11 protein-coding genes are annotated in these 13,792 nt (G+C 46.7%); 6 read left to right on the top strand and 5 right to left on the bottom strand.

The annotated features are described in order from the left end of the window. Window positions 1-5: 5 nt before the first annotated feature. Window positions 6-3,182, top strand: a complete 3,177-nt coding sequence (locus AT705_RS04735) for an efflux RND transporter permease subunit (protein WP_058795703.1) — start codon at window positions 6-8, stop codon at window positions 3,180-3,182. A gap of 156 nt (window positions 3,183-3,338) precedes the next feature. Beyond that, window positions 3,339-4,346 (top strand): zinc-binding dehydrogenase, encoded by a 1,008-nt coding sequence (locus tag AT705_RS04730; RefSeq protein WP_058795702.1) that lies wholly within the window; start codon window positions 3,339-3,341, stop codon window positions 4,344-4,346. Window positions 4,347-4,469: 123 nt separating this feature from the next. On the opposite strand, the gene AT705_RS04725 is transcribed toward AT705_RS04730, so the two are convergent. Next, complete coding sequence (locus AT705_RS04725) at window positions 4,470-5,351, bottom strand: hypothetical protein (protein ID WP_058795701.1); 882 nt, start codon at window positions 5,349-5,351, stop codon at window positions 4,470-4,472. A gap of 91 nt (window positions 5,352-5,442) precedes the next feature. On the opposite strand from AT705_RS04725, the gene AT705_RS25160 reads away from it, so the two are divergent. Next, the gene (locus AT705_RS25160) at window positions 5,443-5,634 is read left to right on the top strand and encodes a hypothetical protein (protein ID WP_157576661.1); all 192 of its coding nucleotides are present in this window, start codon (window positions 5,443-5,445) and stop codon (window positions 5,632-5,634) included. Between the two features lie 112 nt (window positions 5,635-5,746). Next, window positions 5,747-6,037 (top strand): hypothetical protein, encoded by a 291-nt coding sequence (locus AT705_RS04720; RefSeq protein ID WP_058795700.1) that lies wholly within the window; start codon window positions 5,747-5,749, stop codon window positions 6,035-6,037. A 609-nt stretch (window positions 6,038-6,646) separates the two neighbouring features. On the opposite strand, the gene AT705_RS04715 is transcribed toward AT705_RS04720, so the two are convergent. The 4 genes from AT705_RS04715 to AT705_RS04700 form a co-directional block, all read right to left on the bottom strand. Further along, window positions 6,647-7,375, bottom strand: coding sequence for a substrate-binding periplasmic protein (locus AT705_RS04715; RefSeq protein ID WP_058795699.1), 729 nt, complete (start codon window positions 7,373-7,375; stop codon window positions 6,647-6,649). Window positions 7,376-7,711: 336 nt separating this feature from the next. After that, window positions 7,712-8,626, bottom strand: a complete 915-nt coding sequence (locus tag AT705_RS04710) for an IS5 family transposase (RefSeq protein WP_058795072.1) — start codon at window positions 8,624-8,626, stop codon at window positions 7,712-7,714. Between the two features lie 229 nt (window positions 8,627-8,855). Further along, the gene (locus AT705_RS04705; RefSeq protein ID WP_058795698.1) at window positions 8,856-11,219 is read right to left on the bottom strand and encodes a TonB-dependent receptor plug domain-containing protein; all 2,364 of its coding nucleotides are present in this window, start codon (window positions 11,217-11,219) and stop codon (window positions 8,856-8,858) included. Between the two features lie 308 nt (window positions 11,220-11,527). Further along, the gene (locus AT705_RS04700) at window positions 11,528-12,052 is read right to left on the bottom strand and encodes an acyloxyacyl hydrolase (RefSeq protein ID WP_058797905.1); all 525 of its coding nucleotides are present in this window, start codon (window positions 12,050-12,052) and stop codon (window positions 11,528-11,530) included. Between the two features lie 247 nt (window positions 12,053-12,299). On the opposite strand from AT705_RS04700, the gene AT705_RS04695 reads away from it, so the two are divergent. Beyond that, entirely contained in the window at window positions 12,300-12,899 is a 600-nt protein-coding gene (locus tag AT705_RS04695) for an MlaC/ttg2D family ABC transporter substrate-binding protein (RefSeq protein WP_420492116.1), read from the top strand. A 284-nt stretch (window positions 12,900-13,183) separates the two neighbouring features. Further along, on the top strand, window positions 13,184-13,783 hold the full coding sequence (recR, locus tag AT705_RS04690) for a recombination mediator RecR (RefSeq protein WP_058795696.1): 600 nt from the start codon (window positions 13,184-13,186) through the stop codon (window positions 13,781-13,783). Window positions 13,784-13,792 lie beyond the last annotated feature (9 nt).

Raw genomic sequence — 13,792 nt, 5'->3', positions numbered from 1 at the left:
CCATTATGAACTTTTCTCACTTTTTTATCAGCAGGCCTATTTTTGCGGCCATGCTCTCGCTGGTGTTTGTGATCACTGGCGCCATTTCACTGTTTCAGTTGCCTGTCAGTGAATATCCTGAAGTGGTGCCACCTACGGTTGTGGTGAATGCCAGCTACCCGGGTGCGAACCCCAAAGTTATAGGTCAGACTGTTGCAACGCCGCTAGAGCAGGAACTGAATGGCCTCGAAAACATGTTATACCATTCATCTCAGGCAACCAGCGATGGTCGTTTAACTTTGACTGTGACGTTTGCCCTGGGTACCGATCTGGACCAGGCACAGGTTCAGGTGCAAAACCGTGTGAATAACGCCTTGCCGCGTCTGCCACAGGAAGTGCAACGCCTGGGTGTGACAGCACAAAAGTCGTCACCTAACCTGGCGTTGGTGGTCCACCTGGTTTCTCCGGATGGTCAGCAGGATACGTCTTACATGGCCAACTATGCGGACATCTATATTAAAGACGAACTGAAGCGTTTGCCGGAAGTGGGCGATCTGCAACTATTTGGTGGTGCTAAATACTCTATGCGTGTTTGGTTAAACCCCGACGCGTTGGCAGCCCGCAATCTGACAGCAGGTGATGTGATCAACGCATTACGCGCACAAAACCAGCAGGTAGCAGCAGGCTCACTGGGAGCTCAGCCTTCACCGGATGAGAACCAGTTTCAGGTATTGTTAAACGTAAAAGGTCGCTTAACTCAAATTGATGAATTCGAAGAAGTGATCATCAAAGTGGGCGAGCAGGGCCAGATCACACGCTTAAAGGACATCGCCCGCGTTGAGCTGGGCCAGGAAAACTATGCGCTGCGTGCCATGCTGGACAACCAGCCTGCGCTTGCCATGCCTGTCTTCCAGCGCCCGGGCTCTAATGCCATTGCCTTGTCAGATAACGTACGAGCGACAATGGCACGTCTGTCTAAAGACTTCCCGACAGGCATGACCTATGAAATTGCCTATGACCCGACTGTATTCGTGCGCGGCTCAATTGATGCGGTTATTCAGACCTTGCTTGAAGCCATCCTGCTGGTTGTTGTGGTTGTGGTGGTATTTTTGCAAACCTGGCGTGCGTCAATCATCCCATTAATTGCTGTGCCGGTGTCACTGATTGGTACTTTTGCGGTGATGCAGATGCTGGGCGTGTCTATTAATACACTGTCTTTGTTTGGTCTGGTACTGGCCATCGGTATTGTTGTGGACGACGCCATTGTGGTGGTTGAAAACGTAGAACGCAACATTGCGGACGGGTACAGTCCGTTCGAGGCAACCAAAATAGCCATGACCGAAGTAACCGGTCCAATTATCGCGATTGCTTTTGTACTGTGTGCAGTCTTTATTCCGACGGCGTTCATTACGGGATTGTCGGGCCAGTTCTACAAGCAGTTTGCCCTGACAATCACGATTTCAACCTTGATCTCTGCGTTTAACTCTCTGACCCTGTCACCAGCGCTTTCTGCCTTGTTGTTGAAGTCGCATGATGCGCCTAAAGATGGTCTGACTCGTGTGCTGGACAAACTGTTTGGTGCCTGGTTGTTTAAACCGTTCAACCGTATGTTCGACAAAGGTGCACAAGGTTACGAGAAGCTGGTACAAAAACTGATCCGCATGAGCGTTGTAGTGGGTGTGGTTTACTTAGGCCTGGTGGGGTCAACGGTTGGTCTGTTTAACTCAGTGCCGGGTGGCTTTATTCCTCAGCAGGATAAGCAGTATCTGGTTGCGGTGGCACAACTGCCGGATGCTGCCAGTCTGGACAGAACAGAAGCCGTTGTCAGACAAATGCAAGCAATTGCGCTGGAAGTACCAGGTGTTGCCCATACCGTGGCATTCCCAGGTCTGTCGGTAAATGGTTTTACTAACAGTACTAACAGCGGCATTGTGTTTACGCCACTGGCTGATTTCTCGGAACGTCAGGATCCCAGCCTCTCTGCCCATGCGATTGCGATGCAACTGAATATGCGTTTTGCTGAAATTGATGAGGCTTTTGTTGCGGTTTTCCCACCGCCGCCAATTCTGGGTCTGGGTACCACTGGAGGCTTTAAATTGCAGCTTCAGGACAGAGGTAATAAAGGGTTCGAAGCCTTGTTTGCGGCGCTTCAGAATACCATTGGTCAGGCTCAGCAACATCCGGCACTGACGGGCCTGTACTCCAGCTTCCGTATCCAGGTACCTCAGATGGATATTAACGTTGACCGTGAGCAGGCACTATTACAAGGTATTCCGCTGGATGAAGTATTCAGTGCGCTACAGGTTTATCTTGGCTCTGTGTATGTGAATGACTTTAACCTGTTTGGTCGCACTTATCAGGTAAAAGCACAGGCCGACGCTGAGTTTCGTGCCAAACAGTCACAGATCAACAACCTGAAGGTTCGCAATGCCGCTGGCAACATGGTACCGCTGGGCTCGGTAGTTACGGTGACTCCCACCACAGGTCCGGATAGGGTAATGCATTATAACGGCTATATGACGGCTGAACTGAACGGAAGTCCAGCGCCGGGTTACAGCTCAGATCAGGCCAAAGAAGCGATTGAATCTGTACTGGCCGAGAGCTTACCGGAAGGGATCAGTTATGAGTGGACTGAGGTAACCTATCAGCAGATCCTGGCGGGCAATACCATGGTTTATGTGTTCCCTCTGGTTGTGGTGTTGGTCTTCATGGTACTGGCTGCACAATATGAGAGTCTGCGTTTACCGCTTGCCATCATCTTGATAGTACCAATGACGATATTCTCTGCACTGGCAGGTGTATACATGCTCGGTGGTGACAATAATATCTTCACCCAGATTGCGCTGATTGTACTGGTGGCACTGGCCTCGAAGAACGCGATTCTGATGGTTGAGTTTGCCCGCGACAAGCATAAAACCGGGGCTACCCATCTGGAAGCCATTATGGAAGCGTGTCGTTTACGACTGCGCCCTATCCTCATGACCTCGATTGCGTTCACAGCTGGTGTGGTCCCTCTGGTACTGGCGTCAGGGGCAGGTGCAGAGATGCGTCAGGCAATGGGTAATGCGGTGTTCTTTGGTATGATTGGGGTAACAGTATTTGGTTTGCTATTCACGCCAGTGTTCTATCGCATACTTACCCTAAACGAAAACTCAAAGGAAGGCTCGAAAGACAGTACAAGAGAGCCGGTGATTGGGAAATAGCCGTTAACAGGATTTAAACACCTGTCACAATATTGAGTTGTTTGACAGAGACCAAGATGGTTTAATAGCAACAATTGCGAAGTTTTGCCCATAATCGGAAATTTAAAGTTATGGGCAATCAGGCCTCAAAAGGGTCGAAAAGTGGAGAAAACCACCATGTCAGTCGAAAAAACCACCATGCGAGCGCTGGAGCTGCGTCAAAGTGGCGCTGAGTTTGACTTAGCGATGGCAGAGCACGCTATGCCAGTGCCGGGAGATAACGAGTTACTGGTTGCCATTGATTATGTGGCCCTGAATCACCTGGATGCACGGATGGCGAAAGACGGATTTTGCCAGTGGCAATACCCGCATATTTTGGGACTGGATGCCGTCGGGACTGTGGTGTCAGCTGCTAAAGGGGTATTTCCGCCTAAAGGCAGTCGGGTATTGTTTAATGCCAGCCTGGCAGAGCAGGGGATGCTGAAAGAATACGCGGTTGTACCCAGCCACGCGGTGTCGGAAGTACCGGATGGCATGAGCGGCGAAGTGGCAGTGTCCTTACCCAATGCGGGGATGGCAGCACTACTGGCACTGGATAAAATGCAGGTACAGGATGGCGACTCCTTAGCTATCAACAGCGCACAGGGGGCCGTGGCTCATTTTGCAGTGCAATATGCCAAACAGCGCGGTGCTCAGGTGTTTGCTTTTGCACAGAAAGAACACCACAAGAGACTGAGTAAACTTGGTGCAGACTGGGTGTTCGATTGCGAATCAGAGTCGGTGTGCGAACAGATCAAACGAGAAATGGGCCCGGGTGGTTTTGACTGTATTTTGAATACACAAGGCGGTGACTCCTTTTTGAATGACCTGCGCCATCTGAGATTCTGTGGCCGGATCGCTTGTCTGAATGGCTTTGGCACCATTCCTGAAGAACTCCTCTTTGAGAAAGCGCCTAATATTGGCGTGGTCTCAGTCGCTGGTGCCTGGATGGCCAACAGCTTGTGTGCTCAACAGCATTTGTGTTTTATGGGCCGCCAGTTACTAGATGATGTCAGCAATGGTCGTATTAAGGCACCTGAGGTCAAATTGCTCGACTTTAGCGTCGACACCGTGCGTGACGCACTGAGTTGCCTGCTTGGGAAAACCTGCCAGCAACGCCCGGTGATCCGTATTACGCGTGATTAAACCGCAACGATATTTATGAGTTAACAAAGCCCGGCCTGATGGTCGGGTTTTTTCATCACTGAAAATGGTTGCCAAAACCTGAGGTAGAGTTTCTTTTCAACTGATGGCTATATGATGATTGTTTTACTCCATGACAATTTTTCCAGCCCTCACGTCTTCTTCGAAAGCCTTGATATCGAAAGCATCGCGTTTTTCGTTTTCAGAGAATAGATCAAGCATCATGTAATGTCGGTAGTGCCTGTCATACACCGGATAAAACCTCTCTTGATTGAATTCAATTAGGCCATCTATCATTGTCTGTTTCGAAAAGTTTGCCAAAGCAGGCTCTTGCTTTATCGCTGCTTGATATAAGTTCTCATAATCAGTGTTAATTTTTCCTTTAATGGTTTGATAGATCGCCTTTCTAAACAATATACCGCAGAAATGTAGTGCGTAGTGCTTAGGATTAACCGCCTCAGTGTCATCAAATGACTGAATCGCTTTTTGCAAATCTTCCGAGCGTAGTAATTCACGAATGAAATTACCAAAACCATCAGCCACACTCCCTGCTTCAATGGCAACCTCAGGTGCAATGAGGCTATATAAAGGCGCTCTGCAGCCGAGTTTGACTGAATGCTTGAGGGCAAAAGCGGACCAACAAGAACTAGATAAAACAACCAGATTATTTTTAGTGAGTTCATTGATCTCGGAGAGTAAAGCAAAAACATCCTTCCAGTGGATATGCTCACGGTTTGGCAGCTGGAGATGATCTTTGTTGGCGTGACCCGTGATCACTATGAGAGGAACTCTTCCAGTGCTGGCAACATTACGTTTTATTTTATCGAGATAGCTCAGTAACTGTGAGGTATTCTCAATCTTTTCCTTGTAGTGTCCAATTTCTAGTTTTTCGTTGAAAGCTAGCCCAATACTTATCGCGTCTTCTATGTTATCAGCGATTTTGAGTTCACCGCATCTATTTAGATCGAGTATGTAGATATCGTCGCAACAGTATCTGATTATTGTCATGCCAGCCTCCTTTGTTTGAGGAGGCTATTCTAAGGCATCTATACTGAGCAACCTAATCTAAATACACAAAGCGACAAAAGGCCAATATTTAGTGGCAGGCGTGTTGTGGATAGCACGTCACCTGCACGTTCAATTTGTCGGCTTTTTAATTTTTGAGCCTCATATTGGAATGGATGTCATCGACTCGACATTTTTATTGATTCGAGATTTCCAAATGCCCACAAGCAGAGCGAAAGCTCTTGAATTAGGCGGAATTACAGATTTTTCTGAGGATATTGTGTAGGATGTAAGTTAGCGCAATCAATGTTGTTGGTGTCCAGCAAATTGGTTCGAGATATAGGTATCTGTGCACTCCTCAACTGTGGGCGTCATATGTAAAGGGGAAATTGGCTACTATGAAAATTCAAATCACAAATATCTCTGGTCATCAGACAAGTAAAGTGTTTGCAATTACGCTAGTAATCTTAATGTTACCGTTCAGTTTTATATCCATATTTTTCTTCTTTATGACTCCAGAAATGAAGACCAACAATGGAGAACAAATCCCCAGCTTTTCATTTTTATTTTTCGCTTTTGCTCCCTTATTCTATGGGGTTATGTTTTACTTTATGCAGCGCCTGTTTTGCTGGGTTTACAATTTGGTGGCTAAAAAAGTTGGCGGCTTTGAGTTTGAAACTTCCGAGTAATTGGTACATAACAGGTGCCAAAAAAAGTAAAGCTGTATAGGCATTCAACGTAAGCTGTATAGTTATTGGGCCTTATACGGGAATGGCTGTGGCTTCAGAGATGTGGCCATCAAAAGCGCTGCGCCCCACAGGTGAAAAAGAAGGCTCGCGTTTCGTTGTTGCTAATTTAGCCTGATATTTTGAGTTGGCTAAGCGAGCGTTATGTGTCTTGTCTGAAAATGAAGATTTAAATGAACTCCTTACCCCTTCTAAGTTTGATTATTCTGGGTGCTTTTATAGGCCTTGGTAATTGGTATGCTTATTTGTCAGCAATTTTTAGAAATGATAGCACTTCATTTGTGCCATATGTTGGTGCAATTTTATTGTTTCTGGGACTGTGGTTTGGGCCATACAAAGCATTTTGGCCGTTAGCGTTGGTGTTATGACTTCACGGTATTACCTATGTTGTTGGTGGCAGTTTTCAGAAAAAGCTAAAAAAAGCAAAAACATGAAAACAAGCGAGATCGCTGGAGCGTCCATATATGTCTTTTAATACTCCCATAATTAACTCTTTGTAAAGTATGTTGTGATAGGCAACTATTCAAATTTAGTTACTGTCTAAGTTATTTCTTATTGCCCCTGAAATGAGTTAGCCGTGTACTCCATTTCCAGTTGTTCAAAGGCTCGAGTCAGCGCATTGATATAAACTGGCTCCGTGGATAAACTTGCGACAACGTATAGACTCAGTTGATCGTTTATGGCCTGATGCCGTATGTATTGGGTGGGAATTTGAGAGATGACTTTCACGGGCACATGTGATGCAAATATGGTATGTACTCTACCCTTATTGAGCATTTGCCACGCTCTTTCCATATTAGCAACCAGTACCAGATTATCAGCTTCAGTAAACCCTAAGCTGATCAACTTGCTTTCCTCATAGCTTCCCCGAATTGCGACCGTCGTATAACTGAGTGCATCCGTGATATTTTCCAGTTCTACCTGTTTGTTGTGCAATGAATAAAAATCGTACTTTAATGTAGTGATGCGATAGAGCCAGTGAAATAGTGCCGCACGTTCTTGGGTTTTTGCCATAGAAAAGAGCAGTACATTTGGCTGGCTTAATGCTATCTCATAGGCACGAGCCCAGGGAATCACTTTGATATCAGTTTCGAGGCCGGCCAAAGCAAGTGCCTGATTAACAATAGAAACAGCACTACCTGACAGTCTGTGATCGGGTTCAGCAATGGTGTAAGGGGCAAAGTGTTCAGTATAAACAGAAAGTGACTCATCCTGGGCAAAGATGCCATTTGCCAGTACACAAGCGTAAGAAATCAAGAGGTAACCGATGGTGTGCAACATTAGAGCCCAGATTAATCAGGATGAAATAAGCTTAGTAATGAAGCACCCGTTTTGCACTTGTGACATGAAATTGTTCAGCCTACGTTTTTATGTCACAGGAGCAATGCTACATTGGCACCTGAGCTAACCCCAATATTGGGCTAGAAACTGTATCAAAGCAGTTCATAAAACTCACCTAATGCCTGCACAACACGTCACCCCTTTGTCAGAGGGAATAAAAACGATAAAAATGGTTGCCTTGTTATTTATGAAGCGGGCCAGCAGCCTTACCTTCGCTTTGTGCCTGTGAAATGGCCTTGTTGATCAAATCCAGATAACTTAGGTAACACCGAGATTTCAACTGCTTCCCTGATATTCAGGCATACCTAGCCTAGTCATTCTATTGAGTACTTTCACTTTGATCATCGCTTCAGTGTGTTGCTGATTGAATCCACGACTGACCAGCTTGTCACCCATTAGCTGTTTGTATCGGTACATTGCCGTTTCCGCCAGTGAACGTTGATGGTAGTTCACACATTTTTTCCACTCACTGCTGCCTATATGCTTTGTTAAAATGACCGCGCTGTTGCGAGCATGTCCATCCTCCCACAACTGTGCGTTACTCCTTGGTGGGATCACTGCTTCGGCCTTTTTAGCTGCTACTTCGGCATAACAGCCTCTGGTATCATAAGCACCATCTGCTTTAACTGAGCTGATCTTCCTGCGCAATGGTCTGAGTAGGTCACCCAAAACTTCTGAATCAGCTACAGACACTGTGGACAACTCAGCGCCTACGATTTGGTGTGTATCTGGATCAACTGCCAGGTGTAGCTTTCGCCATGTTCGGCGCTTGTTTGCACCATGTTTTCTTGCGTGCCACTCACCATTTCCGTACACCTTCAAACCAGTGCTATCAACCACAATATCAATGCCTCCGGATGCACTGGAGTGTGGCCTATAGCGAACTGCCAGCTCTGCACTACGCTTGCACAAACAGCTATAAGTTGGCGTATCCAAATCAAGCTTCATCATTGATATTAATGAGGAAACAAAACCCTGTGCAGCTCGAAGAGACAAGCGAAATACAGCCCGTAAAGTCAGGCAGGTCTCAATCGCCAGCTCTGAGAAATGATTAGCCCGGCCTTTACCGCCGTGATGTTGCGTGTTGTTCCACTGTTCAATCGCATCCTCGGAAAACCAAAGTTGGATGTTGCCTCTGGCGATAAGGGCTTTGTTGTATTCGCGCCAGTTGGTGATACGCTTTTCTTTCAAAGTTCAGCCTCTGTGTTTGCTTTCGAGATCTGATCACATAAGGCTAAATTAGTTCAATGATTTAGGAAACAACGCCCTGTGAAATCAGAATCACAGCAAGCCTGCACTGCCTTTACACGATATGGCCAAAGATTTCATGGTGCAGGATCGTTAATGGTTATGAGCGGCACAGACTTTAGTGGTGTATTGTAAATCTTAGGTTAGGTGGCCTTTTGAGGTCAGGGGTAGACTAAAACCGCATTCTCACCGATAGCATAAAGCTGCGTTTTTCCTGAGGGATCAGGGAGTTAGCCCAGCCCTGTGAGCGTTGTTTAAAATCATCGCCACTTGCGGCGGCTTCTGCGCCGGAGTGGTAATAGACTTCATCAAAGAGGTTCTTTACTTTAAACGCGACTTCAATTGATTCGTATCGGTAAATGATGTTGGCATCGACCGTTAAGTAGGCACTATTTTCTCTGTTTTTCGCGCGCAGTGTATTTCTCATGTACAGCGGTTTGTCTGAAACCCAGTTGGCTCTGACGTTGACATTAAGTGCCTCATTGACTGGTACATTGAGTTCGGCACTGATTTTGTGCGGCGCGATATCTCCAAGCTCTGCATTCATATCCTGGCAGGGATCGTAGGATAGCGTATGGCTCTGGGCGATGTCCTGACAATTTTCTATACCCTGACCGACCCACAGATCCAGTGTGTGGTCGTAGCTGACACTGCTTTTAGTTTTAGTATGGGCGTAATACAGGTTACCGGAGATATTGGCAGCGCCAGGGATAACGTTGTTAAACTCAAATTTACCGCGATACTCCAGTCCATAGGTGCTGCGCTTTCCGGCGTTTTCCGCTTCTTCTTTCACAACGTCGTCGTATCTGGCGGTAAATAAGGATAGGTCATGCAGCCAGTTGTCCTGCTGATACATATAGATGAACTCATAGTTCTCTGCTTTTTCTGGCTTCAGATCTGGGTTGGCAGAGCGGCCGCTCCAGCCTCCCCATAGTTGTATCGGGGCTGGTTCCTGAAAAGCCGTGCCGTAAAGCATCTTAATGGTTGATTTATCAGAGAGAAAATAAATTGCGGAAGCTCTGGGATTAGTGGTACTCCCGTACAGACTATTTTTGTCGTATCTTACACCTGCATTGACCCGCCAGTCATTGATATTCCAGATGGCCTGAATGTATGCGCCTCTGTCGGTCAGGCTGGCGAGGTTTTCGTCTGGCATCCGACTGAGCGTATCTGGTTGAATGTTGATGGTGCTGTCCCTATTGCTCGCAACCCCGTCACCGGCGGTCTCAGGCGTATCTGATGAACAAAAGGTTTCGGGAAAATAGCCGCAGGCGTCGTAAGCTTTGGTGAGTTCTTTATCCTCAAATTTAATACCGCCGCTGAGCTTTAACTGCTCAGAGTAATCAAACTCGTAGTCTTGCTTAAACAGCCAGCTCTTATTACTTGTTCGCCAGTGTGAAATGGTCAGTGTTGATACCACATCTGCACCAGTCAAAGCGGTAGAGCCGGGGAAGGACTCGACCCAGTAACCGCCATTGCCACTTTTTCTGCTCAGCAGCAGGGTATTTACCCGTAAGTTATTTTTAATTGTGCCAGCGTGTCGCAGGTAATATTGTTCAGAGTTACGATACCACTGGGCCGCAGGCTGCGCTCTATCATGCGGGTATTGTGGACCCCAGCCATGGCGCATCTCCCATTCTATGATCCCCAATGTCAGGTTTTTGAACACAACATCGGCAAGAATACCCCATTCCCGTTGTGGGTCATGATAGGCACCAAACTCATTGTATTTAGAGCTGTGGGGACAGCCATCCGCCTCGCAATTGGCGGACAGGGCAGTGTCATAGATGACTGGCCCCCAGATATCGCGGTTGCTCAATAGTTCGTTACTGACAAAACCCCAGGGCGCCAGATCAGAGATATCGGCTTCGTCACTTGAGTAGTATTTAGCAGACAGATTATAGGTCAGGTTGTTATGGTTGCCGCCTGCTGCAATATCAACGCTCTGTGTGTTATAGCTGCCGGACTGAATATGCACTTTAAAAAAATCATTATCCTGATGCGTATCTCGAGCATCGGATGTGACCAGATTGATGATCCCCAAAAATGCATTGGGGCCATATACCGCACCTACCGGGCCATACAGCACTTCTATCCGCGCTATATTCGACAATGGGTAATTTTTTGACAAGGTGGCTTCGTGATACCACAAGTGATTATCGACTATGCCATTGACCAGCATGAGTGTGCGCTGGGTGAGCGGCGTACGATAGCCGCGCTGATAGGTGATAACGCCACCATTACCATTGGTGACTGTGCTATCAAACCCGGGAAGATCCAGGATCACTTCATCAATGCTGGTATAGCCGCGTTGCCTGATGTCTGCAGCGGTGATGATCACTATAGCAGCGGGGGCGTCACGTAGTGTTTCTTCAATGCCGGAAGCGGATGACACGGTGACATCGAGTAAGTCTTCTAGACTTAGCTCCATCAATGTATCAAGTTCATCATCTTGTGCTGCACTATGTGAACTGATGATTAAAGCGGAGGATAGCAAGAGCGCCGTTGGCGTTTGGCTGGGTAATTTCCTGGTCATAAGTTGTCCCTTGCCCTACTCATTGTAGTGTGCCAATGACGTGTTACTCTATCAAAACGCTGATATGACATGGTCAGTGACTAACTTACTCTAATCTTTGGAGGTTAGAATAAACTGCCTGTTTGTCAAGGTTGGCTGACTCTGTAAGAGGTAACCTGGAGGCTTCACAGGGTTAGTGAGAACTAACCCTGTTTTACAAAACAAAGTAATTGCGACTTTGACTGGACGCGGTCAGATGATTGGACCACGTCATATTCGCTATTTGACCTAAGGCCATTGAGTACTGCGACTGACCGGGCATAAATTGCTTAAAAATACGCTGAATAGGACAGTGACAGGAAATCCAATCCGGGGTTGGGGCTTTTAAAGCCGGCATTGGAGTAATGCATATAGCGGATCGCAACATTGGCATCGCCCATCTGATACACCAGTCCTACTCTGTCTTCAAACTGGTAATGGGTACTGACGTCCTTACCGGCAAACTGAGTATCATCCAGTAAGGCGACGCCAATGCCAAACTCTATGGCTACCGGATGCCCGTTAAAGGTGGTAAATGGGTAGCGGATCATGGGAGAAACGGCCAGGACAAAGTTACCGTCGTGATGGTTATCTTCCCCATAACGCCAGAAGTTGATACTGCTTTCGAAGTGAACATCAAAGTGGCGCCAGGCTGGCGGTAAGTCCAGTTCAGGATGATATTGGTACGCTAATTTAATCCCATCGACACTACCTTCACCATGAATGTAATGGATGGCATAGCCATGTTGCTTCGCGTGTGCAGGTACAGTAACAACAATAAGCAGTGACAGCAGGAATACGATTGCTCTGATCATAATGATATCTAACTCAGTAGAATTGAATATCCCCATTGTCTGGGTGTTAGCTGCCATTAAAAAGGTACCAAATAGAAACTTATTGATGCTGTTTTGGCACTAAATAACTAGGTATCTGATTTTTAAAGGAAATCTTATTGATGCCAAAGTGGCACTAATATGGTGCTGATTCGTGTGTTTTTCATCTGCAAAGTTAGCGCTAAACTGGCGTCATTAACATATAACGGAGCGGATCATGAAAAAACTAATGCAACTTATGCTGGTGGCACTGCTGGCGTTTAGCAGCTTACAAAGCATTGCTGCCACGGATACACAAAGTAACCCTTACGGTTTGATAAAATCGGTTGGTGACCAATTATTTGTGGATATTAGCAAGCTCAATACCCTGGAAGAAGTGCACAAGAAGGCTGAGCTGAAAAAGTTGGTACGTGAGCAACTGATGCCACATATAGACATTAAATATGTGTCTTTTAAGTTGTTGGGTAAACATGTCCGTGAGATTAAGCGCGAACAGGCGGTGACCTTCATCGATGCCGTCGAGCAATATTTGGCAAACACCTATGCAAATGCGCTAATGAGCTATAAAGGTCAGCAGGTCAACTTTATTGAACCAGTTGTAAGCGCCGACAGTAAGTTTGCCTCTGTGAAGTCAGAAATTGTTGAACCGAATGCCCCAACTATCGACATTGTATTCAAGTTTCGTAAGAACAAAGCTGGAGAGTGGCAGGTGTATGACCTGGTTGCTGAGAGCATCTCATTGCTCAGCGCGAAGCAAAAAGAAATTACCTCACGGATCAGCGAAGTTGGTATCGATCAGGTAAGTAAAGAACTGGTGGCAAAGAGTTAATCGGTACAAATTAAAGACACGATTTGCGTCCTTCAGGCGGGTATTCACTCTTACCCATGAGATCCAATCTTCTCCGATTGCCCGCCTTTTTCTTTTTACCTAACGTGCTGTGATACCTGGCGTGTGACTTATCTTTGGCTTGTCGCTACTGCATTAGACATAGTAAGATGGCAACCATTGAACGAATACGAACAGTGTCATAGATAGCCGTCGTGTTGGTGTTAGGCCATCAGATGTCTGCATGCTATCGTGCAACGCTGTCAGCAAATTAAGAACGCTCTATTATGCAATTATCTCCCTCACTTTCAGCTTTGGTTGAAGCGCTGCGCTGTTTACCCGGAATTGGACCTAAATCGGCACAAAGGATCGCCTTTCACCTGCTTGAAAGAGACCGTAATGGTGGCACGCAGTTAGGCCAGAGCCTGTTACAGGCAATGGATAAAATTGGTCACTGTGAATCTTGCCGGACGTTTTCAGAAACCCCGGTATGCGATATCTGCAGCAATATTAAACGTCAGGATACCGGGTTGTTGTGTGTGGTTGAATCTCCGAGCGATGTGCTGGCAATCGAACAAACAGGCCAGTACCAGGGATTGTATTTTGTCTTGATGGGTCATTTGTCTCCGCTGGATGGAATTGGTCCAAATGAAATTGGCATGGATGTGCTGGAAAAAACGCTTAGTAATGGCAACATCAATGAAGTGATCCTGGCAACCAACCCGACGGTCGAAGGGGAGGCCACAGCCCACTTTATCGGTGAGATGTGCCATCAACATAATGTGACTGCCTCGCGAATCGCACACGGTATGCCAGTAGGGGGGGAGCTTGAATTGGTTGATGGTATGACTCTGATGCATGCGTTTAGCGGCAGAAAAGCGATATAATGAACGCCC

Origin of the sequence: Pseudoalteromonas rubra, assembly GCF_001482385.1 — a bacterium.
GTDB lineage: Bacteria > Pseudomonadota > Gammaproteobacteria > Enterobacterales > Alteromonadaceae > Pseudoalteromonas > Pseudoalteromonas ardens.
Note: the sequence above shows the minus strand (reverse complement) of the source record. Positions and strands in the feature narration are given on the sequence as shown.

Coding starts and splice junctions, on each gene's coding strand:
- AT705_RS04735 (WP_058795703.1), top strand. CDS start 6: ATGAACTTTTCTCACTTTTTTATCAGCAGGCCTATTTTTGCGGCCATG.
- AT705_RS04730 (WP_058795702.1), top strand. CDS start 3,339: ATGTCAGTCGAAAAAACCACCATGCGAGCGCTGGAGCTGCGTCAAAGT.
- AT705_RS04725 (WP_058795701.1), bottom strand. CDS start 5,351: ATGACAATAATCAGATACTGTTGCGACGATATCTACATACTCGATCTA.
- AT705_RS04720 (WP_058795700.1), top strand. CDS start 5,747: ATGAAAATTCAAATCACAAATATCTCTGGTCATCAGACAAGTAAAGTG.
- AT705_RS04715 (WP_058795699.1), bottom strand. CDS start 7,375: ATGTTGCACACCATCGGTTACCTCTTGATTTCTTACGCTTGTGTACTG.
- AT705_RS04705 (WP_058795698.1), bottom strand. CDS start 11,219: ATGACCAGGAAATTACCCAGCCAAACGCCAACGGCGCTCTTGCTATCC.
- AT705_RS04700 (WP_058797905.1), bottom strand. CDS start 12,052: ATGATCAGAGCAATCGTATTCCTGCTGTCACTGCTTATTGTTGTTACT.
- AT705_RS04695 (WP_420492116.1), top strand. CDS start 12,300: ATGCAACTTATGCTGGTGGCACTGCTGGCGTTTAGCAGCTTACAAAGC.
- recR (WP_058795696.1), top strand. CDS start 13,184: ATGCAATTATCTCCCTCACTTTCAGCTTTGGTTGAAGCGCTGCGCTGT.